Origin of the sequence: Enterococcus sp. 3H8_DIV0648, assembly GCF_002140655.1 — a bacterium.
GTDB classification, from domain to species: Bacteria; Bacillota; Bacilli; order Lactobacillales; family Enterococcaceae; genus Enterococcus_A; species Enterococcus_A hulanensis.
This window is the reverse complement of the sequence record NZ_NGLG01000001.1, coordinates 2,475,451-2,500,171: the sequence shown is the minus strand read 5'-3', so window position 1 is coordinate 2,500,171 and position 24,721 is coordinate 2,475,451. Positions and strand designations below refer to the sequence as shown.

General features: G+C 41.7%; 27 protein-coding genes. 19 read left to right on the top strand and 8 right to left on the bottom strand.

The features are described 5' to 3' along the window. Nucleotides 1–5 precede the first annotated feature (5 nt). From A5875_RS11495 to gltX, 3 genes are all read left to right on the top strand, one after another. Nucleotides 6–1,484, top strand: a complete 1,479-nt coding sequence (locus A5875_RS11495) for an amino acid permease (protein WP_088933716.1) — start codon at nt 6–8, stop codon at nt 1,482–1,484. 54 nt (nt 1,485–1,538) lie between these two features. Further along, nucleotides 1,539–2,915, top strand: coding sequence for a glutamate decarboxylase (locus tag A5875_RS11490; RefSeq protein WP_088933715.1), 1,377 nt, complete (start codon nt 1,539–1,541; stop codon nt 2,913–2,915). Between the two features lie 76 nt (nt 2,916–2,991). After that, entirely contained in the window at nt 2,992–4,503 is a 1,512-nt protein-coding gene (gltX, locus tag A5875_RS11485) for a glutamate--tRNA ligase (RefSeq protein ID WP_088933714.1), read from the top strand. Between the two features lie 8 nt (nt 4,504–4,511). Here the strand turns inward: gltX and A5875_RS11480 are convergent, their stop codons facing one another. Together A5875_RS11480 and A5875_RS11475 are read right to left on the bottom strand one after the other, a co-directional pair. Further along, nucleotides 4,512–4,883, bottom strand: coding sequence for a type II toxin-antitoxin system RelE/ParE family toxin (locus A5875_RS11480; protein ID WP_242551104.1), 372 nt, complete (start codon nt 4,881–4,883; stop codon nt 4,512–4,514). Then, complete coding sequence (locus A5875_RS11475) at nt 4,884–5,135, bottom strand: AbrB/MazE/SpoVT family DNA-binding domain-containing protein (protein WP_088933713.1); 252 nt, start codon at nt 5,133–5,135, stop codon at nt 4,884–4,886. Between the two features lie 164 nt (nt 5,136–5,299). On the opposite strand from A5875_RS11475, the gene A5875_RS11470 reads away from it, so the two are divergent. The 3 genes from A5875_RS11470 (at nt 5,300) to A5875_RS11460 (ending at nt 6,963) form a co-directional block, all read left to right on the top strand. Further along, nucleotides 5,300–6,133, top strand: coding sequence for a helix-turn-helix domain-containing protein (locus A5875_RS11470; RefSeq protein WP_088933712.1), 834 nt, complete (start codon nt 5,300–5,302; stop codon nt 6,131–6,133). 57 nt (nt 6,134–6,190) lie between these two features. Continuing rightward, nucleotides 6,191–6,655, top strand: a complete 465-nt coding sequence (locus tag A5875_RS11465; RefSeq protein WP_088933711.1) for a VOC family protein — start codon at nt 6,191–6,193, stop codon at nt 6,653–6,655. Nucleotides 6,656–6,732: 77 nt separating this feature from the next. Continuing rightward, nucleotides 6,733–6,963 carry a hypothetical protein gene (locus A5875_RS11460; protein ID WP_088933710.1) on the top strand — a complete coding sequence of 77 codons (231 nt, stop codon included), beginning with the start codon at nt 6,733–6,735 and terminating at the stop codon, nt 6,961–6,963. A 42-nt stretch (nt 6,964–7,005) separates the two neighbouring features. Here A5875_RS11460 and A5875_RS11455 read toward each other — a convergent pair whose 3' ends face one another. Beyond that, nucleotides 7,006–7,737: an MIP/aquaporin family protein gene (locus A5875_RS11455; protein ID WP_088933709.1), complete on the bottom strand. Its 732-nt coding sequence runs from the start codon at nt 7,735–7,737 to the stop codon at nt 7,006–7,008. Between the two features lie 220 nt (nt 7,738–7,957). Continuing rightward, nucleotides 7,958–8,965, bottom strand: coding sequence for an alcohol dehydrogenase catalytic domain-containing protein (locus A5875_RS11450; RefSeq protein ID WP_088933708.1), 1,008 nt, complete (start codon nt 8,963–8,965; stop codon nt 7,958–7,960). Nucleotides 8,966–9,232: 267 nt separating this feature from the next. Between A5875_RS11450 and A5875_RS11445 the strand changes: the two genes are divergently transcribed. The 9 genes from A5875_RS11445 to A5875_RS11405 all read left to right on the top strand — a co-directional run bounded on the left by A5875_RS11445 (nt 9,233) and on the right by A5875_RS11405 (nt 17,190). Continuing rightward, nucleotides 9,233–9,859, top strand: coding sequence for a DUF1054 domain-containing protein (locus tag A5875_RS11445; RefSeq protein WP_088933707.1), 627 nt, complete (start codon nt 9,233–9,235; stop codon nt 9,857–9,859). 304 nt (nt 9,860–10,163) lie between these two features. After that, nucleotides 10,164–12,206 carry a BglG family transcription antiterminator gene (locus tag A5875_RS11440; protein ID WP_088933706.1) on the top strand — a complete coding sequence of 681 codons (2,043 nt, stop codon included), beginning with the start codon at nt 10,164–10,166 and terminating at the stop codon, nt 12,204–12,206. Nucleotides 12,207–12,221: 15 nt separating this feature from the next. Further along, nucleotides 12,222–12,854: a bifunctional 4-hydroxy-2-oxoglutarate aldolase/2-dehydro-3-deoxy-phosphogluconate aldolase gene (locus A5875_RS11435; RefSeq protein WP_088933705.1), complete on the top strand. Its 633-nt coding sequence runs from the start codon at nt 12,222–12,224 to the stop codon at nt 12,852–12,854. After that, a complete protein-coding gene (locus tag A5875_RS11430) occupies nt 12,854–13,312 on the top strand; it encodes a PTS sugar transporter subunit IIA (protein WP_088933704.1) in 459 nt (152 codons plus the stop codon). The genes A5875_RS11435 and A5875_RS11430 overlap by 1 nt, the downstream gene beginning before the upstream one ends. 18 nt (nt 13,313–13,330) lie before the next feature. Next, complete coding sequence (locus A5875_RS11425; RefSeq protein ID WP_088933703.1) at nt 13,331–13,609, top strand: PTS sugar transporter subunit IIB; 279 nt, start codon at nt 13,331–13,333, stop codon at nt 13,607–13,609. A gap of 24 nt (nt 13,610–13,633) precedes the next feature. Then, nucleotides 13,634–15,001, top strand: a complete 1,368-nt coding sequence (locus A5875_RS11420) for a PTS galactitol transporter subunit IIC (RefSeq protein WP_088933702.1) — start codon at nt 13,634–13,636, stop codon at nt 14,999–15,001. 19 nt (nt 15,002–15,020) lie between these two features. Continuing rightward, complete coding sequence (dgoD, locus tag A5875_RS11415) at nt 15,021–16,166, top strand: galactonate dehydratase (protein ID WP_088933701.1); 1,146 nt, start codon at nt 15,021–15,023, stop codon at nt 16,164–16,166. A gap of 16 nt (nt 16,167–16,182) precedes the next feature. Further along, nucleotides 16,183–16,653, top strand: a complete 471-nt coding sequence (locus A5875_RS11410; RefSeq protein ID WP_088933700.1) for a hypothetical protein — start codon at nt 16,183–16,185, stop codon at nt 16,651–16,653. 3 nt (nt 16,654–16,656) lie between these two features. Beyond that, nucleotides 16,657–17,190 carry a histidine phosphatase family protein gene (locus A5875_RS11405; protein ID WP_088933699.1) on the top strand — a complete coding sequence of 178 codons (534 nt, stop codon included), beginning with the start codon at nt 16,657–16,659 and terminating at the stop codon, nt 17,188–17,190. Between the two features lie 40 nt (nt 17,191–17,230). On the opposite strand, the gene A5875_RS11400 is transcribed toward A5875_RS11405, so the two are convergent. Next, on the bottom strand, nt 17,231–18,388 hold the full coding sequence (locus tag A5875_RS11400; protein WP_088933698.1) for a macrolide family glycosyltransferase: 1,158 nt from the start codon (nt 18,386–18,388) through the stop codon (nt 17,231–17,233). A gap of 105 nt (nt 18,389–18,493) precedes the next feature. Next, nucleotides 18,494–19,036 (bottom strand): biotin transporter BioY, encoded by a 543-nt coding sequence (locus A5875_RS11395; protein WP_088933697.1) that lies wholly within the window; start codon nt 19,034–19,036, stop codon nt 18,494–18,496. 269 nt (nt 19,037–19,305) lie between these two features. Between A5875_RS11395 and A5875_RS11390 the strand changes: the two genes are divergently transcribed. The 3 genes from A5875_RS11390 to A5875_RS11380 are packed head-to-tail and all read left to right on the top strand — an operon-like array spanning nt 19,306 to nt 22,011. Continuing rightward, nucleotides 19,306–20,124: an efflux RND transporter periplasmic adaptor subunit gene (locus A5875_RS11390; RefSeq protein ID WP_088933696.1), complete on the top strand. Its 819-nt coding sequence runs from the start codon at nt 19,306–19,308 to the stop codon at nt 20,122–20,124. Continuing rightward, nucleotides 20,121–20,807 (top strand): ABC transporter ATP-binding protein, encoded by a 687-nt coding sequence (locus A5875_RS11385; protein WP_088933695.1) that lies wholly within the window; start codon nt 20,121–20,123, stop codon nt 20,805–20,807. Before A5875_RS11390 ends, A5875_RS11385 begins: the two co-directional genes overlap by 4 nt. After that, the gene (locus A5875_RS11380) at nt 20,797–22,011 is read left to right on the top strand and encodes an ABC transporter permease (RefSeq protein WP_088933694.1); all 1,215 of its coding nucleotides are present in this window, start codon (nt 20,797–20,799) and stop codon (nt 22,009–22,011) included. Before A5875_RS11385 ends, A5875_RS11380 begins: the two co-directional genes overlap by 11 nt. 59 nt (nt 22,012–22,070) lie before the next feature. Here the strand turns inward: A5875_RS11380 and A5875_RS11375 are convergent, their stop codons facing one another. Next, entirely contained in the window at nt 22,071–23,099 is a 1,029-nt protein-coding gene (locus A5875_RS11375; RefSeq protein ID WP_088933693.1) for an NAD(P)H-dependent amine dehydrogenase family protein, read from the bottom strand. Between the two features lie 177 nt (nt 23,100–23,276). Between A5875_RS11375 and A5875_RS11370 the strand changes: the two genes are divergently transcribed. Beyond that, nucleotides 23,277–24,125, top strand: coding sequence for a MerR family transcriptional regulator (locus A5875_RS11370; RefSeq protein WP_088933692.1), 849 nt, complete (start codon nt 23,277–23,279; stop codon nt 24,123–24,125). 49 nt (nt 24,126–24,174) lie between these two features. On the opposite strand, the gene A5875_RS11365 is transcribed toward A5875_RS11370, so the two are convergent. After that, entirely contained in the window at nt 24,175–24,594 is a 420-nt protein-coding gene (locus A5875_RS11365) for a VOC family protein (RefSeq protein WP_242551105.1), read from the bottom strand. Nucleotides 24,595–24,721: the final 127 nt, after the last annotated feature.

Here is a 24,721-nt window from a genome sequence, read left to right as displayed (position 1 = left end):
CACAAATGAATAACGACGAGAAAAGCACCTCTTTGAGTGAGCATAACCAGCTTACTGGTGTTCAATTATTCTCAATGACTACTTCAATGGTCATGACTGTCTACGGATTTGCAGCTTTTGCTAAGCAAGGACCAACAGCTTTGTTCTTCCTATTCTTAGCAGGTATCTTATGGTTTATTCCTGTAACTCGTTCCGCTGGTGAAATGGCTTCAGTCGATGGTTGGAGCAAGGGCGGAATCTTTACTTGGGGTCGTCACATGTTAGGGGAACGTCTTGGTTGGTCGGCATTATTTTATCAATGGATTCATATCACCGTTGGTATGTGTACTATGATGTATTTCATCATTGGCTGCTTATCGATCACTTTCAATGTTCCAGTCATTAATACTAATCCATTGTTCAAATTCATCATTATGATGGTTATCTTGTGGGGCTTGATCTTCGCACAACAACGAGGAACAAAAATCACCGGGAAAATCGCGCAATGGAGCTTTACGATTGGTGTCATTATTCCAGTCTTTCTACTATTGTTCTTAACGATCACGTATTTGGTGAAAGGCAATCCAATGTTGATCAAAATCAATCCGCATACGATCTTGCCATCAAGCTGGAGCGGTAATGTGTTAGTTGGATTTGTTCCATTTATCTTAGCTTTTGCAGGTGCTGAAGGATCAGCGACTCACGTAAAAGATTTAAAGAAACCTTCTGTTTATCCTAAGGTAATGATGGCGCTGGCGATTTGTGCGATTGCTTCTGATATTATCGGAACGATCTCAATCGGCGCAACGATTCCAAATGCCAAGATCCAATTAAGTACCGGGATTGTTTATGCTTATGGTGCTTTAGTTCAACAATTCCCATGGATCAACGTGGTCTTTATTGAACGTTTGATTGGTCTGTTACTTGCTATCGGGATTATCGGCGAAATCAGCAGCTGGGTCGTTGGACCAAATGCTGGGATGTACGAAGCCGCTAAAGAAGGCTATTTACCAGAACGTTTCGCTAAAACGAACGCTTATGGCGTTGAAACCAACGTTATGATCTTGCAAGGTGTGATCGTTTCTATCATGGCCGCACTATTAACCTTTGGTGCCGGCGGAGACAAATCAAACCTTTCATTCCAAACAGCGATGAGTTTGACCGTTGCGTTGTATACCTTAATGTATATGCTGATGTTCGTTACTTATTTAGTATTGGTGTTCAAACACGACGATTTGAATCGGACGTTCCGAGCAGCAAAATCAAAAGTAATGCGTGTCATCATGGGTGTTCTAGGTTTCGTTTTATCAGCTTTCGGGTTTGTCGTAACATTCTTCCCGCCAGCTGCCTACAATATGCAACAAAAACATACGTATCTGACATTACTATTAACAGCGTTCATTATCGTTTTCTTCATTCCATTTATCATGTATCTATTCCATGGCAACTGGACCTTGCATCATCACGATAAATCAGGAAGCGATGTGCACCACCCTGTTCATTAAAAAGAATTTTTAAATCAAAGAGAAGAATATATCTTAACTAAGGAGATCTTTAACATGAGTACAGATTATTTAGAAAGTTCATTTTTAGGAAGTAAAGAAGCTGCTCGCAGCATGCCTAAACAAGTGTTGCCTGATGAGGGTATGAACCCAGACACAGCCGAGACGCTCGTCAATCATATTCGCTTGAATGAAGCAAAGGCCGATCAAAACTTGGCAACATTTTGTACCACTCAAATGGAACCACAAGCGGACCGCTTAATGCTTGGATCACTTGAAACGAATGCGATTGACAAATCAGAATATCCAAAAACCACAGCAATGGAAAACTATTCAATTAGTATGATTGCACACATGTGGAATATTGGTGAAGGCAAAGAATTATACAAAGACTTCATCGGAACTTCAACAGTTGGTTCTTCAGAAGGTTGTATGCTAGGCGGACTTGCTTTATTACACAGCTGGAAACATCGTGCCAAAGCAGCAGGTCTGGATATCGACAACTTGCATGAACACAAACCCAACTTAGTTATCATGTCTGCATTCCAAGTTGTATGGGAAAAATTCTGTACGTACTGGAATGTCGAGATGCGGGAAGTTCCAATGGATGAAAACCATATGTCATTAAACACAGACATCGTGATGGATTATGTGGACGAAAACACCATTGGTATCGTAGGTATTCAAGGGATTACTTACACCGGCGAAGTAGACGATATTCAAAAATTAGATGAACTTGTTTCTGAATACAACAAAACGGCACAATTACCAATTAAGATCCATGTCGACGCAGCATTTGGCGGCTTTTTCGCACCATTTGTTGATGGTTTCAAACCATGGGACTTCCGTTTGAAAAATGTAGCATCAATCAATGTTTCAGGGCATAAATACGGGATGGTTTATCCTGGGATTGGCTGGATTGTTTGGCGCGAAAATACGGAAGAATATTTACCAGCAGAAATGCGCTTCTCTGTTCCTTACCTTGGCAGCAGCGTAGATTCAATCGCTATTAACTTCTCTCACAGCGGAGCACATATCGTTGCTCAATATTACAATTTGATTCGTTTTGGCCGTGAAGGATTCACTGCCATCATGAACAATGTAAGAGAAGTATCAAAACGGATCAATACAGAATTAAAAGCGCTAGGTATTTTTGATATCATCAATGATGGTTCACAATTGCCAATCAACTGCTGGAAAATTGCGGATAATATCGAATTAACTTGGAATCTATATGATTTAGAAGACAAGTTGAAGGAATACGGCTGGCAAGTACCGGCTTATCCACTTCCAAAAGATCTTGACGATGTAACTATCAGTCGGATCGTCGTTCGTCCAGCTATGACTATGGCTATCTGTGATGATTTCATCGATGACTTACATCGTGCAATCGACGATTTAAATAGTAATCATTTGATTCATCACGCATCTTAACCTATAATAGCATCTGTTATTAAAGCCCTAATAAAGCACCATTTTTATTAGGGCTTTTAAACTGGAGGGAATCAAATTGAAAAAAGACAAAGTAGAAGTTACCGGCGACGTACGAGTGAGATACGCACCAAGTCCAACAGGGTTTTTACATTTAGGAAATGCGCAATCGGCGTTATTCAACTACCTGTTTGCGAAACATTATAACGGCACTTGGGTTCTGCGAATCGAAGATACTGACTTGAAAAGAAATGTTCCGCATGGTGAAGAAAGCCAGATGGAAAATCTTCATTGGTTAGGCATCGACTGGGACGAAGGTCCGGATAAACCGAAAGTTGAATTTGCCCCTTACCATCAAAAAGATCGTGTGAACTTGTATCACAAATACGTACAACAATTATTAGACGCTGGTCTGGCTTATAAGGACTATGCGACAGAAGAAGAACTAAAAGAATTACATGAACAACAAATCGAAGCCAAAATCGCGCCGCATTATGACGGCCGCTGGTATGGTGCAAGTGAAGAACAAATCAAACAAGCCGAAGCAGAAGGCCGCAAACCAACTGTTCGTCTGCATTTGCCTGAAGACCACATTTATGGCTGGGACGATATGATCAAAGGCCGTGTCGAATTTAATTCAGACAACATCGGCGGAGATTTCATCATTGAAAAAAGCAACGGCATGGCAACGTACAACTTTGCCGTAGTTATTGATGACTATCTAATGAAGATGACACACGTGTTGCGTGGTGATGACCACATTGCCAATACACCAAAACAAATCGCCGTATACGAAGCGCTAGGTATCCCACAACCGCTATTCGGTCATATCACACTGATCTATAGCTTGGATACCCACAAGAAATTGAGTAAACGGGATAAAAATACGCTGCAATTCATCAGCCAATACCGTAAATATGGCTATTTGAACGAAGCATTATTGAACTTTATTGCCTTTCTTGGCTGGTCACCAGTCGGAGAAAAAGAATTGTTCACTCGCGAAGAATTGATCGAAGCATATGATATCAACCGAATGTCAGCATCGCCTGCTTACTTCGATCAAAAGAAACTAGATTGGACCAACGCGGAATACATCAAAAAAACTTCTGTAGACGAACTAACACGCCGGATCATGCTGCTAGTCGACGCTGCGGAAACCGATGTAGCGGAACAATTAAAAGCCATGGGGATCGAAAACGATCTTGATTTTGTGAAGAAAGTCGTGGACATCTATCACACAGAAGCGAAGACTTTAATGACATTCATGGAAAAAATCTTGTTTATCAAAAATGCCAACCAAGTGACCTTCACTTATACCGACTTGGCAGAATTTGATAGCGAAAGCGTCAAACAAATTTTGACCGCGATGTCAGCAGAATTAAAAAATGCGAAAGAACCAGTAGATTACCCAGCGATCTTATCGACTGTTCAAAAGGAAACCGAACAAAAAGGCCGCAAGCTGTACATGCCATTGAATGTCGTATTCACCGACAGCAAATCTGCACCGCAAATCACCGACATTCTATCTGTAATGCCGAAAGATACTGTGCAGCATTTAATCGACAATGCATTGGACTACCTAAATAAATAATTTGTATACTACAAAAAACTATCACCGGTAAAGCTTCTATTGGGCTTTACCGGTGATAGTTTTTTTCGAGCTGTAGCTTCATTTTTTTGCTTGAACATATTTCCGATTAAAATCGTGTGCTCCTCTTGATTGATACGGTAGAAGATCGCGAAACTTTTTCCAATCAGAATCTGATAGGTTGGACGATCAAAGCCGTATCTATCCGCGACGTTTTCATACATTTCGGGAAATTGCTTCAAATGGTTGAATGAGTGATAAATCGCTTGAACAAATTGGCGAATTTTTTCATCAGGCAGAAGCAGCTCGTTTTGCCATTCGAAGATGTTTGCCTGAAGACTCTTCTTAAAATATTCAGAGTAAATGAGTGTATACTTTTCCATTTATTCGCCCCAACCATATTTGCCGAAAAGCTCGGTCATTTCTGATTCAGTGACGGTGTTTTTTGTTTCAAAATCCGCGAAGCTTTCTTCAATCAGTTGGCGATCCTGCTCTTTTGTAGCATCTTGCGCATCTAAAATAAAGAGATTTCCTGCTCTGCGAACGTTTAACACATCGCCTTCATGCAGCCCCCACTCCTTAGGGAAAATTCCGCCGATCGAGTTTCCGATTTTTCGAACCTTGATTTGTTTCATCAGCATGACCTCCTGTTAATAAAGTACGTAAATTCCAGTGATTTCTTTTAAGGGGCTATAACATGTTATAACTTTTTGAGCGATCAAATAATTTAAAAGCAATGGACAAACGAAAAACAAGCTTGCTATGATGGAAGAAAGAGAAATCAAAAGGGGTGAGGTTCATGATCGAACAAAAGGCGATCTTTGCTTATCAAGATCGGCAGCGTATTATTTTTGGCAATGAAGAGTGTTTATACGTGAAGCCTCATCCAGCATTACAGGACTATATTTCAAATTACACGCTGACATTTCCAACCAAAGAATCGATCTCGGAGGAGTACACGGTGATTCCCCATGGCTGCGGAACGTTGATCTTTGCTTTGGAAAATCAGAATTTCAGCAGTCGATTATTTGGTCCGGCGACAAAAGCGGCGCGGGTGGGAGATCAGGCGGCGACCTTCGATCAATTATTTATCGTGGAGTTTCAACCAGCAGGGCTGTATCCTTTTTTAGGTTTTAAACAAACTGAGCTGACGGATCAGCTTTTTTCCTTTGAGTTGGTTCAGGCTAAATTAAATCGAGCAATCCTGGAATTGCTGGAAACAGCCGAAAGTGTTCAAGCGCTGATTTTTAGTGTCGATCAATTGTTTTTGCGGGCTATTTTACAGGAGTGTCCACCGGAATTAACCGCTTCGGCTAAACAAATCATTCGCCAATCCGGCAATAGTTCATTGAAGGAATTGTCGGATGCGGTCTTTTATAGTGAGCGGCATTTGACGCGCTTATTCAATGAATATTTAGGCATGAGCAGTAAAACTTTTTCACGTTTGGTTCGCGTCAATCGAACGATTCGTTTGTTAAACCAGCCTGATGGAGAACTTACCAAAGTCTACGAAGCTGCTGGTTATTATGATTTTTCTCATTTTAATCGTGATTTCAAGCGGATAACCGGCAATACGCCGCAAGCCTATCGCCGAAAGATGTCCGATTTTTACAGTGAAATCGCCAAATTCTAAGGGTATAGTTGGGAAAAAGAGAAAGGGAGCCACAGGTCGGCTCTAGGGGTGATAAACATGAATTATGGCGGAGTATTGATTGCAGTAAAAGATATGACAAAGGCAAAGCAGTTTTATGAAGAGGTCATGGAACAAGAGGTGCAGATGGATTTGGATAATATTCATGTAGCTTTTGCCAGCGGCTTTACGTTGCAGGCTGATTATGAAGGCTTGCTTGGTGTTTCGTTGAAACCAAAAGACCAGCCGGATAATTTTCAGCTCTATTTTGAAGTGGAGGATCTGGATAAATGGGAAGTAAAACTTGCAAAAGTGGATGGGATCGAATTTCTTCATCACAGCAAGGAGTATCCATGGGGGCAGCGAGTCATGCGTTTTTATGACCATGATAGATACATTGTAGAAGTTTCTGAGAGTATGGAAAGTGTGGTCAAACGCTTCTTGAATCAAGGAATGTCCGTCACAGAAACGGCGGAGAAAACGATGTTCCCAGTAGCATTTGTTCAACAGTTTGTGCAAGGATAAGAAGAAGCGGTTTGCTAGGTACGAAGAATGCGAGTAGAATTATCTTTAATACAAAAATTCTTTTGGAGGTAGTTGCAATGAATGAACATGGTATCGTACCGCCTATTCAGCCAAATGATTTTTTTGACGCAAACATTCAACAAGCTGTTCAAAACGTTTCGATTGAAGAAAGGCAAGCAAATGTTGGAATTGAAAAGCATAAAAACAAGAACAATCAAGATGTCCTCATAGTGCTCGCTGATCCAAAGCCTGTCGTACTGGAAGAGGGACTAGCTGATAAAAAAAGAAGAACAGAGAGAATCGAATAGAGTAAAAAAACACTGTCGCATTTTTGCGACAGTGTTTTTAGGTTAAATGAATAGTGCTTTATATAATGCGATGGCTGCGATGGAAGCCACGATCGGTGCTAAAACGGGCACCCATGAATAGCTCCATTGTGAATCGCCTTTGTGTTTCAATGGTAATAGTGCATGCATGATCCGAGGACCTAAGTCACGTGCTGGGTTCAAACCAGGTCCAGTTGGTCCGCCAAAGGATGCGACCAATGTCCATACTAGAAAACCTAATGCTAAGTGCGCTGTTCCTAAATTGTCTTGGAAGAAGGGTGCTTTCGTGATCCCAAGGGCACCGAAGAATAAAATGAATGAACCAAAGAACTCATTCACGAATCCGTTAAATTTAGAACCAACACTATTGATCGTTGAGAATGTTCCTAATACGTGCAGCTTGTCTTCTGTTTGGTCATAATAAGGTTTGTAGCTTGCTACAACGACTAATTGTCCGACCATCGCGCCAAGGAATTGAACGGCGATGTAAGGAAGAACTTCAGCCCAAGGGAAAAAGCCGCTCACAGCCAAACCAATCGTAAACGCTGGGTTGATGTGGTTACCGCTAATACCGCCGAAAATCATTGCAGGAATCATAACCCCGCAGCCGTAACCTACTGCAATCAACATCCAGTCACTGCCGTAACCTTTTGTACCTCTCAAATCAACGTTGGCAACTGCGCCATTTCCTAACATTACTAATAAAGCAGTCCCCAAGAACTCAGCAGCTAACCGAGTAGTCAGTGAATAATCCATAAAAACCTCCTAAAATATTTGAAATAAGAATGAAAATGTAAATGAAAATTTCATTCTATATCTTAATCCCTATCTTTGTAATTAGCAAATGTTAACCTCAAAAAAACAGTAAATTTCTATGAGAAATGACAACACTGGTTATTAAAGCGGGAGATAGCGAGATTTCAACGAAAAATTTGCTTTAAATAGAAAAAAACTCATTCAAATGAACGAGTTTTCGTCAGTTTATTAGAACCAGATGACGGAAGTTGGGATTGTTTTCAATCAATTTATGAGCCCCATAGAAATTTTTATCGGAAAAACCGTTTAGCTGGGCGGTTAAAATCGATTTCAATTGTTTCTTCTCCCATAAGTAGACCAAGAGCTCCATGACATTGTGAGAATATTCGATGCCTTCCTCAGTAGCAAAGGATGCTTCCAAGAATTCTTCACAATAAAAGTTCAGGTAGTCTGGATCGAAGTTTTTGCTTTTCTTTTTAATGAAATGCAGCAGCAGTATCTTAGCCGTGTCCTTGAACTCAGCTAGATGATCGAAGCTTTTTTCCTTTTCAGTATCCAAGTTGATCACGTAATCGATCGGTGTCATGTCGGCATCGCTCAATTCGCGGGATAAATGGGTAGATTGCGAAAGAACCACATCTGCGCCCATATTTTTGATCCAAATCTCCGAGTTGTTCTTGTTGATCGTAGCGGCGACCTTGAGTCCCGCCCATTTCGCCAGCTGGATGATGGTCGCACCCAAACCATCCGAAGTATTCAAGATCAGCAGATTGCCTTGGTTTTTCCCCGGCTTCGGTGTCAGCTGCAGCTGCTTGAACAAGACTTCAAAGGCTAAGAAAAAGCTGTAGGAAAAAGCCGCGGCCTCATCAGTTGGAAATGAATCCGGCAATTTTATGATCGATCGGACATCAGCGATCTGAAAATTACTGTAGCTGCCGTATTTTCCGACCTTATTCACGTAGAGTACGCGATCCCCCACGTTTAGGCGCGGGTTGCTGCTGCCTAGCCGGGTAATGATCCCGACGCCGCCGAAGCCTAAGATGTAGGGCTTCTTGTTGCCTTTGATCGTTTGGCGAATCTGTGTATCCAAGGTGCTGATGGAAATGGCGGAAATTTTTATCATGACATCATTTTCCCGTAATTTCGGAAGCATGATTTTATATTGTTCAAATTTTTTATCTTCTTTTAAACGAAATTTTTTCTCGAACCCAATCGCGTCTGAAATCATTCGTTTTAACCTCCTCAGAAATAACTTTCTGAATCTCCACTTTTAAAATGACTACTTATAATATACTTTATTTAACAAAGAGAAGGAAATAATTTCTTCAAAATCGAAAAAGAACAAGAATGTTTTAGCAAATTTGGCCCTAGTTGTTTGTCAAAATCGCTAGAAAAGGAAAGATTCTCCGCTTTTTCTGTTGTGAAAGTTGTACTTAACTTGTGAGGGGCAGCGAAGATAGGTAGAATTATAATAGTAGGAAATAGGAGGAAGAACATGTTCACTGAAAAAAGTTTTGAAGTTTTTGATGTTGAAGGATTGGATGGACGGATGGCGGCTATTCGTAAAGAAATCCAACCGACTTTTCAACAATTAGATGAAGTATTTCAACAGGTGCTGGAACCGCTGCTGGGGGAAGACTTATTTATCCACATCGCCCAGCATCGACGCCGCACGACTTATCCACCGGAAAATACTTGGTCAGCCTTGAGTCGCCAAAAGCGCGGCTACAAGATGGAGCCCCATTTCCAATTAGGGATTTGGCCAGACTATGTCTTTATGTGGTTGTCTTGCATCGATCAGCCGAAAAATGAGCAGGCGATCGCACAAGCACTCTTGGATAATCAACAAGTGATTGCCGGGTTATCCCCAGACTTCGTCTTATCCGGCGATCATACCCAGCCAAAAGTGGAGGAGTTATCACCAGAAAATACCGAACGACTGTTGAAAAGGTTCCGTGATGTGAAAAAAGGCGAGTTCCAAATTGGCCGAATCATCAAAAAAGAAGACCCAATCTGGAAAGAACCCGAAGCGGCACAGGCGTTTATGGTGGAAACCTACGAACAATTGGTGCCAATCTATCAATTAGCCATTGAAGCAAGTTTTGCACAGGTGGAAAACTAAATTTGGCTCTTTTTGATCAAATTAAAGAAACTCATTCAAGTTTAAAGTGGAAAATGTGGATGAATTTTTGAGCTCGCAAATAAGCCAGAGAAGTTGAACAGCGATTTTTTCGCTGTTTTTTTTATCCAATTAAGGTGTGAGGAAATTGAAAGGTGAAACTTGTTTTTTTTACAAAGCGTCTTTTTTAACAGACGTATACATACTGTGACAAACGCGCTTTGAGACTGTGACAAAATTAGGTTTGAAAACAGGAACAGCGCGCTTATGATTCTCGCTATAATGAAGATGTCAGGAGGGAAAGAAAATGAATCAACGGATCCGAAATATTCTGACCATATTAACAAAGAAGCCTGAAATAAAAATGGCTGAACTGACAGAAGAGCTTGGGCTAACCCGAAGGCAAATCAATTACGCCATTAACCAATTTAATTCTGAATTGATCACTCAGAAAATTCCAAGTATTGAACGTAACCATGCTGGTGATTTTAATGTTCCTTTGGAAGTATTACAGATGCTTGCAACACAACAAACGCAAGCTGAACAACTAAACATGATTCCTTCAGATGATGAAAGAGCTGCACTGCTTTCAATGTTTCTAATTACGAATACTGAGTACGTAAGCGTTGATCATCTAAGTGAATTCCTTGGAGTTGGAAAAACTACAGTGGCTGAGGACGTAAAAAGAGCAGATCGGCTGATTCAAAAGTATTATTTATCGCTGAAATACGATCGCGCGAAAGGCTATCAAATCGAAGGTTCAGGGCATAAAGTTCTGCAGCTTCTAGCTGATTTGGTAAAACGCTATCCAATTTTTAAACGAGCTGAACTGACTGAACAGTTAAGCAGTGAGGTATCAAAAGAGGAAGTTGTTCATCTGATTCATAACATGGAGCAGATGCTGCATCTAAGCTATTCAGATGAATCCTTAGAGTACTTAAAAACCACACTGCCACTACTTTTGGCTCGAGGCGTTGCTGAAAGTAAGCTGGGGACAGAGAATTTCTTTGAAGGTGAAGTAAAAGATACACCAGAATACCGTTTTTTGAATGTTTTGATTAAAGAGACGGAATGGGAATTATCTAGCAGCTATCTTGAGTGGATGACATTACTGTTCTTGATATCAAATATTTTTGAAAAGAAAACAACGCAAGAGTTCGATTCTGATCGTCATTTGAAGGAATTAATCCGTGAAATGGTGGCCAACTTTGAACAGCAAACATTTATCACAATCGAGGATAGAGAGAATTTTGAACGTCGTATTTTAAATCATCTGCGTCCGGCTTGTTTCCGGATCAAGTATAACTTGAGTTTAGGGATGTACTCTTTAGATAGCTTAATTCAAGACAGCAATCATGCGATCTTGAGCGATCTGATGAAGGAGCTGATTGTTCCAACAGAAAATTGGTTGAGACGCGCCTTTCCTAGCGATGAACTAGACCTTCTTTCTTACTACTTTGGTTTTCAGTTAAGTAATCAACATCTTATAAAAAAACAAAAGCCAAGAGCAGTTGTCGTTTGTACAAACGGTGTGATGGTTTCAAAGGTTATTCGAGAAAGTCTAGAAAAGCTTTTTACCGAACTGCAATTTTTATCATCGTTTTCTGTGCGTGATTTTTATCAATTTGAAGTGGATTACGATCTTGTTTTTACAACTATTCCACTGGAAACGGACCTGCCTCAATTTATTATTGATCCAATCATGACCTATAAGGAGCAAATCAGCTTACGTTATAGGGTCTTAAACGAGCTTGGAATCAATGAAATCGATCAATCAGTTGATCGATTAATGGGAATTATTCAAAAGTATTCTGATGCTCCCAGCTCTAAGGAATTGAAGGAGGAATTACAATATTTTCTGTTACAGGAAAAACAGGATTCGCCATTAGAAAATACCAAAGTCTTGCCTTCGTTAACGTATTACTTGAAACCGAATTACATCACGGTGATTGATGAAGATATTACTTGGGAAGATGCGGTGGCTTTGGCCTGCAAACCGCTGATGGACAATCAAATTATCAATGATGAATTTCTGTTAGATTGTCTTCAGCAAATGAGACAGCCAAACTATGCTGGTTATTTTGGGGAGAAGACATGTATTCCCCATACAACTGCTGAACACGGAGTTCAAAGAGAAGGTATCAGCTTGTTAATTAGTAAAAAGCCCATAGAATTTCCTAACCGAAAAGGAATCCAGATTATTTTTCCTTTGTCGTTTCTTGATTTAACCAAACATTTGAAAGCGATTAATCAAATCGCGGATATTAGTACCAATCAGGAATTTTTAAGCGAATTATTTTCTAAAAAAGAAACTAAAACAATTTATCAATTCATTCGACAATTTACATGAGAAGAGAGGTTTGACATGAAAATAGAGGATTATCCACGCTTCACGATTATCATGCGGGGATACACTTTTCAACAAGCTGATGCCATTTTAAAAGCGATGAAAGGTTTAGAAAACGAGTTTGCTGTGGAGATGACATTGAATACGACTGATGCATTGAATCAAATCAAACGATTAACAGAAAAATATGGAGATGCCATTCATATTGGTGCGGGAACGGTACGGTCAATGAACGACGTCAAAGAGGCAATCGATGTCGGGGCTGAGTTTCTGTTAGGACCGCATGTTTTTACACAGGAGATGCTGGATTTTGCTAAGCAGCAAGAGGTGCTTGCCGTACCAGCAGCAATGACTCCTTCGGAAATTAATGAAATGTTTCATAGTGGCGCAGATATTGTTAAAGTGTTTCCAGCTTCTGTGTTGTCCCCACGCTTTTTTAAGGATGTGCAGGCACCATTAGGAAAATTGCCTTTAATGGGAGTTGGAGGGATTTCGATAGACAACGCAAAAGATTTTCTGACAAATGGTGCAAGTTACTTAGGACTTGGCTCAGGGATGTTTAACAAAAGCGATTTAGAAAATTTATATAGTGATGGATTAGCAGAGTCTATGCAGAAATTACTTTCCAGTGTGGAAGGAGTAGGTGTTTGATGGAATTATTTTTGCATGAAGAATTAGTGTTTAGAGAAGTTTTTGCGAAAACGAAAGAGGATGTTTTGGCATTTTTAGCTGAGAAGCTATTTGAAAAAGGCTATGTAAAACATGAATACATCCAAGCGATTCAAGATAGAGAAGCGGAGTATCCCACTGGTTTGCCATCTTCAGAGCCCGGTATAGCGATCCCGCATGCCAATTTTGAAATGGTCAACAAAACCACGTTGGCGATTGCCACATTGAAACAGCCTGTTGAGTTTCACAATATGGAAAAGAAACAGGCTGCGCTGCCGATTCAAATTGTGATCATGATGGCGATTGGTGAACCCCATGGTCAGGTAGAAATGCTGCAAAAAATCGTTTCGATCATTCAGGACGAGCCTTTGAGAAAAGCCATGATTAATACAAAATCGAATAAAGAATTGCTAAGTCTTTTAGAGCAAGCGGTAGCTTAAAATTAGGAGGAATATAGGATGAAAAGAATTTTGATTGCATGTGGAAATGGGATTGCAACTTCAACAGTAGTTGCAACAAAAGTGAAAGAATATTTAACTAGCCAAGGAGTTCAGGTTGATACTACTCAAACAAAATTGATGGAAGTTCCGAGCAAAGTACAAGACTACGACCTATTAATCACCACTGGTGAGTTCGAAGGGCAAACGGGGGATGTTCCAGTAGTTAAAGGAATGCCGATTCTGCTTGGTATGGGCATGGAACAAACGATGGAAGAGATCATGAACTATGTTAAATAAGCTACCTATTGAGGAGGGACAAAAATGAAAGCAATTATGAGTGTCTTTAACTTTCTGATGGCTGCTGGACCGACGGTGATGCTGCCAGTAATCATCACCGTCATCGGTTTGATTTTTGGATTGAAAATCACTAGAGCGTTCAAATCAGGTTTGACGTTGGGGATTGGTTTTGCTGGGATTAAGCTGATTCTTGATTTTATGACGACCAATGTGGGACCAGCCGCAAAAGCAATGGTTGAACGGACGGGTGTTCAATTAGACGCATTAGATGTTGGATGGGGATCAATTGCCGCGGTTACGTGGGCTTCGCCAATCATTCCGTTGCTGGTCTTTGCAATTTTAATTGTCAATATTATCTTATTAATTCTCAAACGAACAAATACGCTGGATGTGGATATTTGGAATTATCATCATATGGCAATCGTAGGAGTAATGGTCTATTTCGTAACTAAGAATGTTCTGTTAGGTGTCGGAGCTTCTGTAATTATGGCGATTATTACCTTCAAGATTTCCGACTGGTCGCAACCGATGGTAGAGGGATTCTTTGGAATTCCTGGGGTTTCTTTGCCAACAGTTTCAGCCTTGTCATCGTTAGTTATTGCATGGCCGTTAAACTGGTTATTGGATCGTATTCCATTATTTCGTAAGTCGAGCTTTACAATTAAGGACGCACAAAAATATTTGGGCTTCTTTGGGGATTCGATGATTATGGGATTGGTTATTGGTTTAGTAATTGGTGTGCTAGCAGGTTTTGATGTAACGCAAGTATTCCAACTAGGAGTAAGTATGTCTGCGGTACTTGTCTTGATTCCTAAGATGACCTCTTTGTTTATGGAGGGATTGATGCCAATATCTGATGCGGCTCAAAAATGGTCGCAAGCTAAATTCAAAGGACGCCGTCTATTCATCGGACTAGATGCAGCAGTTGTCGTGGGGAATCCAGATGTTATTACAACTGCACTGATCATTATTCCACTAACAATCGCTATGGCTCTAGTTTTACCAGGAAATCGTGTGTTGCCATTCGCCGATTTAGCCGTTGTTCCTTTTCGAGTAGCGATGGTGGTTGCATTGACTAGAGGGAATTTGCTTAAGAATATTGTGATTGGGTTAGTAGTGACGGCTTCACTATTATGGTGTGGTACTGCTACGGCACCGGTTCTGACTGCAATCGCTAAATCAGTTGGGATCGAATTAGGAGCTAACGCGATGCTGATCTCATCCTTTGCGGCGACAGCAATGATTCAAAGTTACTTAGTTTTCTTAGCCTTCACCTTTAAACCACTCATTGGTATTCCGATCTTGCTGCTCGTTTTTGCAGGTGCTTGGTATTACTTCGAAGGTGTTAAGAAAATCAATGTGGAAAACATGAAGGAAGCTCCATCAAATTAAATTAAAAGGGAGTACGATCGTGAAAATCTCAAAAATTAAGGTATATAAAATAAAACCGCGCTGGATATTTATCAAAATCAGTACCGATGAAGGTATCGATGGCTGGGGCGAAATGATCTCTGGTACTAAGACGGAAACTGTAGTCGCTGGTGCTTATGAAATCGGGAATCGTCTAATTGGAAGGAATCCGTTTGAAATTGAACGCTTATTTCAAGAGATGCACCGCTCCTTTTTCCGTGGTGGTCCTATTAATGGAACGATTGTTTCTGGTATTGAAATGGCTCTATGGGATATCAAAGGAAAAGCATTTGGTGTACCTGTCTATGAATTATTAGGAGGTGCCGCGCGGGATAAAATTAAAGTTTATTCTTGGATTGGCGGTGATCGTCCGAGTGAAGTATTGGAGCAAGCACAGGATCGTTTTGATCGTGGATTCACGGCTATCAAAATGAACGCGACCTCTGAATTACATTATATTGATTCTTATGAAAAGGTAGAAGAAGTAGTCGAGCGAGTGGCATCAATTCATAATCATTTTGGCAGCAAAATGTCGATTGGGGTCGATTTCCATGGACGAGTACACAAGCCCATGGCTAAAGTGTTAGCCAAAGCGCTTGAACCATATCATCCAATGTTCCTAGAAGAAGTGGTCTTACCTGAAAATGAGGAGCATTTCAAAGAAATTGCCAATTCAGTCGCAGTTCCTCTGGCTACTGGTGAACGTTTGTATACACGCTGGCAATTCAAGAACATTTTCAATCAAGGTGCGATCGATGTGATTCAGCCGGATGTTGCATTGTGCGGGGGGATTTTAGAAACGAAGAAAATTGCTGCTATGGCAGAAGCCTATGATATAGCGGTAGCTCCTCATGCACCTTATGGACCAATTGCACTGGCGGCAACGTTGCAGGTTGATTCTTGCACACCCAATGTTTTCATTCAGGAACAAAGCTTAGGCATTCATTACAACAAAGGCTTTGACTTATTAGATTTTGTAAAAAATAAGGAAGTCTTTCAATACAAAGATGGCTATGTTGACTTGCCTGATAAACCAGGTTTAGGACTTGAAATGGATGAAGAGAAGATTAAAGAGATTGCACAAGAAGGATTGGTTTGGACGAATCCTCAATGGAAGAATTATGACGGAACAATAGCTGAATGGTAAAGGAAAGGTGAGCGTGATGGCAGAGGCTGTAATAATAGCGATGTTCTTATTGCTATTGATCATTTTACAAGTTAGAGAACAAAAAAAGATAAAACTAGTCGCTAAAAGCAGCTGGATTAAGAAGAGTATTTCTGTGGTTTTATCAATTACATTAACCACTGTTTTTTGGTCAAATAATCTAGCTGATCAAATTAAATTGATTGCCTTTGCCGTTCTAATCTTTATGTTTGGTTTTATGAAAGAAGGAGTCAGTGAGGACCATTTGATCAAGCTAGGTGTTCTAACAGGCGATTTTCATGCGTTCAAAAAAATTCAGATTGAAGCATTATCGAACCATGCGCAGTTCGTCTCTTTTTACAAAAGTAAAAATAGCCGACTATCTTTGGTTTTTGATACGCCAAAAGAAGAATTGATTTCTTATTTTGAGAAAATGAATCTGCAAGATCTTTTAGTTATAGGGGAAGAAATAGATGATGAGAGAAGGTAAAAAATGATTTACCTAGCACGTCACGGTCAAACGCAGTGGAATATTGAAAAAAGAATTTGCGGTCGTGCGGATATTCCTTTGACAGAAGAAGGATATAACCAAGCGGTAATGTTAGCGGAACAAGCTAAAATGTTAACTGATCCTATTACTCAAGTAATTTGTTCTCCTTTGATCCGAGCTAAAGAAACCGCACAAGTTGTCGCAAATCAACTTGGTCTGCCAGTTATAGTGGACGAACGATTGATCGAAATGGATTTTGGGATATATGACAGTCTACCGATACAAACAAAAGAATTTCAAAACAGAAGAATTGAGTTTTCACTGCCTTTTGAACAAGGCGAATCGATTTTAGATGTGGCAGGTAGAATTTATCCATTGTTAGCCGAACTAACGAATCAAGAAAATGACACACCACTATTAGTCAGCCATAATGCTGTAAGTCGGGTGGTAGATAACTATTTTAATGGAAAGACAATGTCGGAGTTTTTGAGTTTCAATATTGAGAATACGGAATTGGTTGCCTATAGAAAAAAATAAACGAAACACCTATTCCTTGCGGGGGGATAGGTGTTTCGTTTTAGTTTAGATAATCTTGAATGGCATCAACAGCTTTTTTGTAGCCGCCGGCATCTAGGAAGGATTGTTTGATCTTTTTTAGATTGGTTAGATAAACAGGCTCGACCTGTACTTCTTCTACCGCGGCTTTTAATTCGGCGCTATCCAATTGTTGATAATCTAAGCGAATGGCTGCGTTCAATTCGACTAAGCGGTCGGCAAGTGCGGGCTGATCGGAACCCAGCGGCACTGAGACGAAGGGGACTTCGTTTAAAATCAAATCGTTCATGCTGTTCAAGCCATTATGGGTGATGGCGACATCAGCGTATTTCAATACTTCATTTTGCGGAATGTAATCCTGCACGATGAAATTGTCCGGAATGGTTAGATTTTCTAAGCCTACATGATGGGCTGCCATGACGACTAGGTAATCGGAATCTGCGAAGGCGTCAAAGATTTTTTGATAAAGCTCTTTGGCAAAATCGCCAAAGATCGTCCCGAAGGAAATGTACAAGACATTTTTTGCTTGCTTCAGTCGTTCGATGGGAAAGCCGTCTGTATCTTCTAAACGTTGAGAAATATCCGCACCGACTAAAAGGTATTTCTCATCAAAGAACGCTCGGTCTTTTTCCGGCATGAAATAGTCCGAGGTGAAGACGATGTTCAAGGGCTCGACATTAAAAATCAAATCGAAAAAGCGGGTAGGCATTTGGATCGACAATGTCTGCTCGATTTTTTTGGCTTCCAGCAGATAGGCATCATTCATTGCTTTGAATTTTCCGGCTAAATGTGTTTTGTCCGGCTGCATAAAATCCTGCAAGCCGGTAAAAACAGCCAGCATGGAAACGGCTGGGACCATCAAGTATTCAGCGAGCTGTTTGCTGAAGGGCATGGCGATGGAGTGGATGACGGCATCAAATGAATCATCTTGAATCTGATCCAGAATGTCCTGCATAATGTCTAAACCGTGATCCAGCAGCACCTCAAAGCCGCCTTTAAAAATATTCAAATCATAATGATACGGACGATAAGCGGCTCCTGCCGCTTCGATCTTTTCGCGGAATTCTTCACTGGAAAAATAAACGACTTCAACCCCGCGGTCACATAGTTCTTTGACTAAACCTAGTGAAGGATTGACATGGCCGTGAGTGGTCACATTTAAAAATAAAACTTTGGTCATAACTGTTCGCTTCTTTCATAACTATTATTAAGGGCACCTTACGATTTAATATAATATGGTACCCTGATTAAAAAGTCAAGAAAAAAAGTTTCCATAATCGGAAACTTAACGATACACCAAATTAGTAAAGGGCAATCTCTTGCCAAGCAGGACACCTAGATAACCTGCGGCCAGTGCTTTGATCAAGCCTGGCAGGATAAATGGGATCATGCCTGCTGAAAAAGCAGCATTCCACGGCAGACTGCCGCTGAATTTCAACCATAAAGACCCGAAGAACAGGGTGATAAAGGCACCGATCACATTGGCGAAAATCGACCAAAAATAATTAAAGGCGGCTTTTTCAAGGATCAATCCGGTGAAGTAGGCTTGGAAGATAAACCCGACTAAAAAGCCGCCGGTCGGACCAAAGTAATGGGCGATTCCGGCTGAACCGCCAGCCAGTACCGGCAAACCGATCATGCCCATCAATAGATAGATGGCAACGGCAATAGTCCCCGTCTTCTTTCCTAGAATAGTCACCACAAAACCGACCGCAAAAGTTTGCAGGGTCAAAGGGATCGGACCAAAGGGGATGGTGAATTGGGATAAAATACTGATCACTGCCGCAAATAATCCGGCTAAAACAATTTCTCGACTGCTTAATTTCATAGACTCACTCTTTCGTTAACTTATTATTTTGTTTTGGTTAACGAAAGTATAATAGATGGTTAACGAGATGTAAAGAGAAATTTTATTAACGGCTCTTTGCTGGTCAGCTATAAATAATCCGGACATAAAAACAACAAATGTTCTTCGGTCTAAAGGACTAGCTGGACTTTGCACTTTCGTTGGAAGTCGTTCGCTGTACTTTCCTCTAAACTTTAAAGAGTAAAGAACGTGTAGGATAATTTTGCAATGGAAGGAATGGAATAAAAAAAATGAAAAAAATTATCATCAGTATCGGAGTGTTAGTGGTTGCGGGGGCGGGCTTCTTTTTATATCAAAATACCCAAGCCAAGGCCAAAGAAGATCCAGCAGTAGAAATGTATCAGGTCAGCAAGCAGACACCGCTGCACTTGAAAGGCCAAGTCCAGTCTACGAGAAAACAAACCGTTTTAGTTGATACTGAAAAAGGACCCGTTCAGACGATCCATGTAAATGAGGGCGATCATGTTGCCAAGGATACTATTTTAGTCACCTATCGTTGGGGCGAGGTGATCCGTGCGGCGAATGATTCTGTTGTGACTGCTTTGAATGAGGATGCGAAAAATGATCCGCAGCAGGCCTTGATGGTTCTGAAGAGTGAAGAATCAGCGATTAAGGGAACCGTGACAGAATACGATCGTTCCAAGGTTGCCTTGAATGAACCGATTGAAATCAAGTATGCCAATAACGAAAAAACAGTCAACGGAAAAGTCACTTCGATCGCTGAAATGAACAACGAGCCTGAAAAAGAGGAAAAAACCAGCTTAGTGACTTATAACTTTACCGCGGTTCCTGATGAAGCGATCCCGGTTGGTTATTCTGTCGAATTATTGATTCCCCGCAATGAGATCCATCTGCCGTTAAAGAGTGTGGTGGAAAAAGACGGCGAATACTTCGTCTATACAGTAGCTAAGAACAAGGCGCAAAAACAGACCGTAACGGTTGAAAAGGGCAGCGGCTATTACCTTTTACATGACGGGTTAAATGAACATGACAAAATCATCAAAGATGCCAAGTCAGTGAAAGATGGGATGGATGTGACGGTTGAATGATTGTAATGGAAAATATCAACAAATTCTATACGGCCGATCAAGACCGTATCCACGTCTTAAAGGACATTCATTTAACCATCGATGAACACGAATTTGTCGCGATTATGGGACCCTCGGGCTCAGGCAAGTCCACATTGATCAATACGATCAGCTTTTTGGATGGTGATTTTGAGGGAACCTATCGCTTCGAAGGGCAAGATGCGTACCGCTTTAACGATGAGAAGCTGTCGGCCTTGCGGAATAAATCAGTTGGATTTGTCTTTCAAGCTTTTCAATTGATCGACAATAATACGGTGATGGAAAACGTGGCTTTGCCCTTGTTATACGGCGGCATGAAGCAAAAGCAAACCAAGAAATTAGTCATGGAGGCGTTGCGCAAGGTCGGGATCGCGGATAAATACAATAAGCTGCCGAAGCAACTTTCAGGTGGACAGCAGCAGCGGGTCGCGATTGCCCGAGCGATCGTCGGCAATCCGAAATTTATCGTGGCGGATGAACCGACGGGGGCGTTAGACAGCCATACCTCAGAAGAAATCATGCAATTATTCACCCGATTGAACAAAGAAGAAAACGTCACGATCTTGATGGTGACGCATGACCCTGATGCTGCGGCGTATTGTCAGCGGGTCATCACCGTAAAAGATGGCGAGATCTTGGAAGAAGGTGCTGCACATGCGGTTTAGTGAAGTCTGGAAAACCTCCTTCAAGGCCATCGGGAAAAATAAACGGCGGAGCTTTTTGACCATGATCGGGCTGATCATTGGTGTCTCCTCGGTTATTACGGTCTTTTCCATCGGCCGGGCGTTTGAAAATTATGCTTCTGAATTTATTGGGCTGGATCAGTTTGATAATAGTGTGGGGTATACCTTTACTCCAACGGATAAGACCTTCACCGAAAGCGGTTTGGATGTTTTTACCGAAGAAGACCTGAACCGGCTGGAAAGCATTTCAGGGGTGGAATCTGTTGAATATTTTAATAATTCTCAAAATGGGGCAAGATATGCCGATGAAGTCTTTGATGACGCAACCAATGACGGTCGTGGAAACAGCTTCAAATTACTTAAAGATGAAGGCAGTCCAGTCGTTTACGGCCGCCCTATCCGTGCTAGTGATTATTACAATGAAAATCCGGTAGTGGTCATCGACCAAACGGCGGCTAAATCACTGAAAAAGGAACAGCCGGAAGCGCTGATTGGCCAAAGTGTCAAGGTTGGCGGGCATTTGTTTGAAGTGGTAGGAATCATGAAGGACCGCGAAACCGGCGGAATCATCGGGACGCAGGAAAATTACGTCATGGCCGAGGTGCCGATAAATGTTTTTGAAAACTATTTTGATTCGGAAAATCACAGCATGGTTCAAGTCAAAATGAAGTCAAACGCCAATATTAAAAGCGTATCAAAAGAAGCAGAGAATACGTTGAAGAAATACGGCTCTTGGAAGGATTTTGGCAGCTATCGGGCAGAAGATCTAGCCGGTCAGGTGGATCAGCTGCGGATGCTTTTAACGAGCATGACTTTGCTGATCTCAGTAATCGGGGGCATCTCGCTTTTCATCTCAGGGATCGGTGTGATGAACATGATCTACATTTCTGTTTCGGAACGGACGAAAGAAATCGGTGTCCGCCGAGCGATGGGCGGTACGAAAGGCAACATCATGACGCAATTCTTGCTGGAAGGCATCTCGCTGACCCTAGTCGGCGGCACGATCGGTTACCTGATCGCGATGCTGTTAGGCTTTGTCATCAGTATGTTTACTCCGCTGGCGGTACGACCGGATCTGTTCACGGTGACACTGGCCTTTGGCTTGTCGGTCGTGATCGGGATCGTCTTTAGCTGGCTGCCGGCTAAGAGTGCGGCGAAGAAGGATATTGTTTCCTTATTACGTTAAATAAAATCAATAAAAAAACGCCCGTAAACATTCGCTTACGGGCGGTTTATTCGTTCATCTTACAAATACATATGCATAGGGTAAGTCATGTAGTTCATCCCGTCGACTTTTTCCGCGGTAACAAAACCGGCAGGGGCTTTGATAACGGACGGGATGCGGTTAACGAGGGTCGCACAGGTATGAGCTACGGTATCTGGTTTATCCAGCGAGAAGACCATGTCCGGTTCGCCGGTAATTTCCCAATCACACATATCACCGTCTGTTTCGCGATAAACTTTTCCGATACACTCGACTTCCAGCTCGATCCCTTGATGGGTCATGATCGTTGTCACGGCAGACATTCCGATAGCGTCGCCGGCTTTGATCGTTGCGCCTAAAGTTTCCGAGTACACCTCTTCATCAAGCGTAAACGGCACACTCTTTTGGGAAATGCTTTGGATCGTCCAGTTCATCTTCGAGCAGATCGCTTCGCCGGCATTCCACATATAAGACGGCAGGCTTTCGGCTTGGGCGATCTCCTTGTCAAAACGAGCCAGATCATAGCCGGCTCCATGGGCTTCCGCTAGTGCCAAGCCATAGTCTTCAACGTTGTAGCTGACCGCGCCTTTGACTTTCTTAATGTCGTTCATTCCCGCCATCATCAGGCACGGCATATTGATCCAATAGATGTCCTGCATTCCGGCACCCATGATCGTTACATCATTTTCCTTCGCCAGCTTATCCAGCTTATTGGTCTCTGCTGGCGAGGTGTTCCATGGATAGATTGCTTCTTCACAAGTAGTTATCACATTGACCTTATTCTTAAGACACAATTCATAAAATTCGTACATTTCCGGCATATAACTAAAGATCGTGACTAAGGCTACATCCGCGTCGCAATTGTCAAAAACCTCTTGTGCATTGTCCGAAATCTTGATCCCTGTCGCATACCCCAACTCCGCAAATTCACCAATATCTTTGCCGACTACATCAGGATTCGTGTCGATCGCGCCGACGATCTCAGCCCCGTGTTTATAGAGATAATTGATGATTACCTTCGCCATCTTGCCGCACCCATACTGAACAACTTTGATCTTTTGCAAACTCATTGAAATGCCTCCTTTTTTATATTTAAGAATGAACTTCTCAGTGACAAATTCATTCTATTTTCAAGCCGGATAACGTTCGTCGAATGGTTAAATGAACTTTCTATTTATTATTGTGCTGTATTTCACAATAATAGTATAATGTCTATAGTAACTATAGAGTCAAGGGAGAGTTTTGAAATGTTTTCCAAAATGAAAATTGGCCACTTTGCGAAATACAACAATATATCTGTCCAAACGCTGCGTTACTACGAGCAGATCGATCTGCTGCATCCGGTATCCATCGATGAAGCCAGCAATTATCGTTACTATCACATCAATCAGTCGGCGGCAGTCGACAATATCCAGTTTTTGAAGCAGTTCAATTTCTCGTTAGAAGAGATCAAGCATATTATGAATGAGACGGAAGGCTTGGCGGAACTGAGCCAAACCGTTGAGAAGAAGAAGGAAGAATTGTTGGAACAGCGAAAAATCCTCGATCAGCAATTGGAGGATATTGATTCGTTTCAGGCAGGGGCGTTGATTTTTCAGGAGAAACAAAACCAGACTGAAATCGAAGTGGCACACTTTCCAGCGCGGCCGATCCTGACCTATTCCATTGATAAAAATATTTATGAAATGACCGATGAGGAGTACGAGTATTACCTGCGAGCCTTCAAAAATCATGTCTCGCAGCAGAAAATCCCGATCGGACGCTTCAATCGGGTGGGGACGATCATGCCGAGAAAGCAATTTTTAGCGGAGGAATTTGTTTCAAAGGAGCTGTTTATTTTCACCCCGAATTCGTTTAAGCATACAGAATGCTTAAAGAGCGGACTGTACGCGACCTTCTATTGCCATTCCTTCAAGGAGGAGCTGCCAGCCTTGAGCCAGTTCAAGGACGCGCTGCAAGAGCAGAACTACCAGATCGTCGGTGATTATGTCTGCGAAGTCGTTTATGAGAAAAACAAGACCGATGCGATGAATCGAACGATGTTTATTCGGATGCAGATACCAGTCAAGAAGCGCACAGAAAATATGTGGCGATAGAATAAAGGATAAGCCGTCAGATAAATGGATATCTGGCGGCTTATTGGTTCTACGTTTCATTCATACTCCCGATTTCAAGCAGATTTCCTTCTGGATCGGCAACGTAAAAGTTGCGGATGCCAAAAGAAAAGGTCATGGGTTCGCCAGTGGGAAATTGGAGATCGAGCTTGGACAGCCGCTCATATTCAGCATCTGCGTCCGCAAAGCGCGGCAGCCAAAGAGCGATTTCAAAGGTTTGATTGATTCCTTTTGGCGGAACATAGCTCTCGTCGATTGCCTGCACGAAGGCTTTCCTGCTATACATGAATAAAGAAAGCTCACCACCTGCTGTCTCGAATGCTGCGAAATCACCATCAGACCATTCCGTATGAAATCCCAAGGTATCCCGATAGAAACGAACCATCGTCTCCATGTCGCCAACTAATAGGCAGGCGCCGATCCTGACATCATTTCCCTTCACTACAACCATCTCCTTCAGCATTATTTAGTCACTATGATTATAGCAGAATAAGGCGCCGCAAACCCTTGATAGAGTAGACTTTATCCTGCTTTTTCGGGGCGTTTTTTGCGGGAAAAATCGCCAAAAACTTAATAAA

Excerpts from the sequence above, each read along its gene's own strand:
- A5875_RS11495 (WP_088933716.1), top strand. The coding sequence starts at position 6 with ATGAATAACGACGAGAAAAGCACCTCTTTGAGTGAGCATAACCAGCTT.
- A5875_RS11490 (WP_088933715.1), top strand. The coding sequence starts at position 1,539 with ATGAGTACAGATTATTTAGAAAGTTCATTTTTAGGAAGTAAAGAAGCT.
- A5875_RS11480 (WP_242551104.1), bottom strand. The coding sequence starts at position 4,883 with ATGGAAAAGTATACACTCATTTACTCTGAATATTTTAAGAAGAGTCTT.
- A5875_RS11475 (WP_088933713.1), bottom strand. The coding sequence starts at position 5,135 with ATGAAACAAATCAAGGTTCGAAAAATCGGAAACTCGATCGGCGGAATT.
- A5875_RS11470 (WP_088933712.1), top strand. The coding sequence starts at position 5,300 with ATGATCGAACAAAAGGCGATCTTTGCTTATCAAGATCGGCAGCGTATT.
- A5875_RS11465 (WP_088933711.1), top strand. The coding sequence starts at position 6,191 with ATGAATTATGGCGGAGTATTGATTGCAGTAAAAGATATGACAAAGGCA.
- A5875_RS11460 (WP_088933710.1), top strand. The coding sequence starts at position 6,733 with ATGAATGAACATGGTATCGTACCGCCTATTCAGCCAAATGATTTTTTT.
- A5875_RS11455 (WP_088933709.1), bottom strand. The coding sequence starts at position 7,737 with ATGGATTATTCACTGACTACTCGGTTAGCTGCTGAGTTCTTGGGGACT.
- A5875_RS11450 (WP_088933708.1), bottom strand. The coding sequence starts at position 8,965 with ATGATTTCAGACGCGATTGGGTTCGAGAAAAAATTTCGTTTAAAAGAA.
- A5875_RS11445 (WP_088933707.1), top strand. The coding sequence starts at position 9,233 with ATGTTCACTGAAAAAAGTTTTGAAGTTTTTGATGTTGAAGGATTGGAT.
- A5875_RS11440 (WP_088933706.1), top strand. The coding sequence starts at position 10,164 with ATGAATCAACGGATCCGAAATATTCTGACCATATTAACAAAGAAGCCT.
- A5875_RS11435 (WP_088933705.1), top strand. The coding sequence starts at position 12,222 with ATGAAAATAGAGGATTATCCACGCTTCACGATTATCATGCGGGGATAC.
- A5875_RS11430 (WP_088933704.1), top strand. The coding sequence starts at position 12,854 with ATGGAATTATTTTTGCATGAAGAATTAGTGTTTAGAGAAGTTTTTGCG.
- A5875_RS11425 (WP_088933703.1), top strand. The coding sequence starts at position 13,331 with ATGAAAAGAATTTTGATTGCATGTGGAAATGGGATTGCAACTTCAACA.
- A5875_RS11420 (WP_088933702.1), top strand. The coding sequence starts at position 13,634 with ATGAAAGCAATTATGAGTGTCTTTAACTTTCTGATGGCTGCTGGACCG.
- A5875_RS11410 (WP_088933700.1), top strand. The coding sequence starts at position 16,183 with ATGGCAGAGGCTGTAATAATAGCGATGTTCTTATTGCTATTGATCATT.
- A5875_RS11405 (WP_088933699.1), top strand. The coding sequence starts at position 16,657 with ATGATTTACCTAGCACGTCACGGTCAAACGCAGTGGAATATTGAAAAA.
- A5875_RS11400 (WP_088933698.1), bottom strand. The coding sequence starts at position 18,388 with ATGACCAAAGTTTTATTTTTAAATGTGACCACTCACGGCCATGTCAAT.
- A5875_RS11395 (WP_088933697.1), bottom strand. The coding sequence starts at position 19,036 with ATGAAATTAAGCAGTCGAGAAATTGTTTTAGCCGGATTATTTGCGGCA.
- A5875_RS11390 (WP_088933696.1), top strand. The coding sequence starts at position 19,306 with ATGAAAAAAATTATCATCAGTATCGGAGTGTTAGTGGTTGCGGGGGCG.
- A5875_RS11385 (WP_088933695.1), top strand. The coding sequence starts at position 20,121 with ATGATTGTAATGGAAAATATCAACAAATTCTATACGGCCGATCAAGAC.
- A5875_RS11380 (WP_088933694.1), top strand. The coding sequence starts at position 20,797 with ATGCGGTTTAGTGAAGTCTGGAAAACCTCCTTCAAGGCCATCGGGAAA.
- A5875_RS11375 (WP_088933693.1), bottom strand. The coding sequence starts at position 23,099 with ATGAGTTTGCAAAAGATCAAAGTTGTTCAGTATGGGTGCGGCAAGATG.
- A5875_RS11370 (WP_088933692.1), top strand. The coding sequence starts at position 23,277 with ATGTTTTCCAAAATGAAAATTGGCCACTTTGCGAAATACAACAATATA.
- A5875_RS11365 (WP_242551105.1), bottom strand. The coding sequence starts at position 24,594 with ATGGTTGTAGTGAAGGGAAATGATGTCAGGATCGGCGCCTGCCTATTA.